Raw genomic sequence first — 2,018 nt, 5'->3', positions numbered from 1 at the left:
ACCGTTTGAGCCTCAGGATGGCGAACGCGAGGAAATGAAGACCTACCAACGTTTGCGCCAATCGCTCATAGTCGCGCGCCAGCCGTCGGAATCTCCCCATCCACGCGAACGTCCGCTCGACGACCCAACGACGCGGAAGCAACACGAATCCTCTCCGTGCCTCCGGCAGTTTGACCACTTCCAGTCGGATGCCGCGAATCGCCGCATCCTCAGCGGCTTGATCGCCCGTATAGCCTTGATCGACAAACGCCAGTTCGACGTTTTCACGGGTCACCTCTTGCAGTCGTTTCGCCAGCGTCGCCACCTGCGCCCGATCCTGCTCCTCGGCGGGTGTGACGTGCAACGCCAACAGATAACCCAAGGTGTCTACCGCCGCGTGAATCTTGCTGCCCTTCTTGCGCTTGGCTCCGTCATAGCCCGCACGACCGCCGCTTTCCGGCGTCGATTGCAGCGTACGGCTGTCGAGAAGGGTCACGGACGGCTGTTCGTTCCGTCCGGCGGCCACGCGCGGCAGAACGCGCAGGTCGTGAGTCATGGACTCGAAGACGCTCGCTTGGATCCATCGCTGAGTCTGCTGATAGACCGCCTCCCACGGCGGCAGGTCGTGAGGCAGCAGGCGCCACGAGGCGCCCGCCCGCACGATCCAGCGCAGTCCGTTGAAGACTTCCCGCAACGCACGTTCCCGTTGCGGAGCGTCCTCGATCATCAACGTCAAATAAGGGGCGACGAACCCCCATTCGTCGTCCGCCACGTCGGACGGATAGGCTTTTCGAGACATCTCGTATCACTTGCTTCGATTCGGAGAGGCAGACTCTCGGAAGTATGCCCACAGTTTACCTGAACCTCGGAAAGTCCATAACACGCTCTAGCGGATCCGCACGGCTGTTTACTTCTCCCATTGAGAGCCGATGAGTGGCAGCGCTCTGTCGGGCTTGGCTGCGAATGTGCGGTTTGCTGATGCGATGTTGGTGTATCCGGCGAGACGGATCAGATTGATGGCTGTGTTGCGTAGGGCGGCCATGACTTGGGGAGTGCGAGGGCAGCGTGTGGTTGAGCGGTCTTCATGGTATGTGACGTCCCGTACCCAATGGAGACGGTTCTCGATGTGCCAGTGACATCGTACCCGAGCCAGCAGCTGCTTGGGTGCGATGCGCTCTGGCGGCGGACTCGTCAGTCCGTAGATGACTTGCGTGCGTCTTGTGCGTCCCTTGGCATGGGTCTTGGTCTGCCGAGTGTCTCGGGTGATGCGGAAGACCTGTCCCACCATGGGCACTGGAGATAGGCATTGAGCGCGGTGCTGGTGACGATGCGTCGGCGCTCGATGCGACCATGGCATCGATCGACCGTCTCGGCAGTTCCATGGATGTTCCATGGATGAAAGGGCCGGACCAGGGAGAGTCGAAGAGGGACCGGATGTCCTCGTGCAGCGTCTTCTGGTTGCCCTTGGCAACCATGATGTAGTCGCCTCCTCCCTCAACGATGAGCGTCGCGTGTGTCTGTTGCGTGTGCATCGCGTCCATGGTCCAGATACGGCCTTCCAGCCTGCCCTCAGCCAACAGACCTCGCAGCAGAGACGTCAGAGCAGGGAACTCGTTGGTCCGGTCGTCGCCTCCCTCTGGCACCGCGCGTTGGTAAACCACCAGACCCAGCCGTGTGCCTATGGACATCCAAGGACGGTGAGGAGATAGGAACCGGGAACGGCTTGCTTGCGACTCCCACGAAGCGCTTTCCCATCGACCGAGAACACCTCCTCGGTCGCCCCCATCGCAGGAACCGACGCCAACACCGCTTCCGCCCACTCACTCAGTCGCGCCTCCAACGCTTGGACATCCAACTGACCTGCCCCCAGTTTATGCACCAGTTTGAGTGAGAGTCTGGTCCTTCCCTTCGAGCGCGCTCGAAACGCTTCCGGCGTCTGGTAGCCCAAGGCGCTGTGAGGACGACGCCGGTTGTAGTCCTCCCGCCACGGCTTGGCGAGGACCTTCGCCTCCGTCAAGCTCGTGAACTCCTCCAGGTTG

The 2,018-nt window shown here is 61.4% G+C and carries 3 protein-coding genes; all 3 read right to left on the bottom strand.

Annotated features, from left to right (window positions below):
* Positions 1–778 (bottom strand): IS5 family transposase (locus tag FJZ36_19180; protein MBM3217023.1); only part of this gene is annotated, 778 nt, incomplete at its 3' end.
* Between the two features lie 108 nt (positions 779–886).
* On the bottom strand, positions 887–1,372 hold the full coding sequence (locus tag FJZ36_19175; protein MBM3217022.1) for a transposase: 486 nt from the start codon (positions 1,370–1,372) through the stop codon (positions 887–889).
* Between the two features lie 285 nt (positions 1,373–1,657).
* The coding region (locus FJZ36_19170) for a transposase (protein ID MBM3217021.1) at positions 1,658–2,018 on the bottom strand (361 nt) is incomplete at its 5' end.

This window comes from Candidatus Poribacteria bacterium (genome assembly GCA_016866785.1).
Taxonomy (GTDB): domain Bacteria; phylum Poribacteria; class WGA-4E.
The sequence above is the reverse complement of the archived record's forward strand: the minus strand, read 5'-3'. Positions and strand labels throughout refer to the sequence as shown.

What these genes read in the sequence shown, in the direction of transcription:
- FJZ36_19175 (MBM3217022.1), bottom strand. Translation starts at nt 1,372, where the DNA reads ATGGAACATCCATGGAACTGCCGAGACGGTCGATCGATGCCATGGTCG.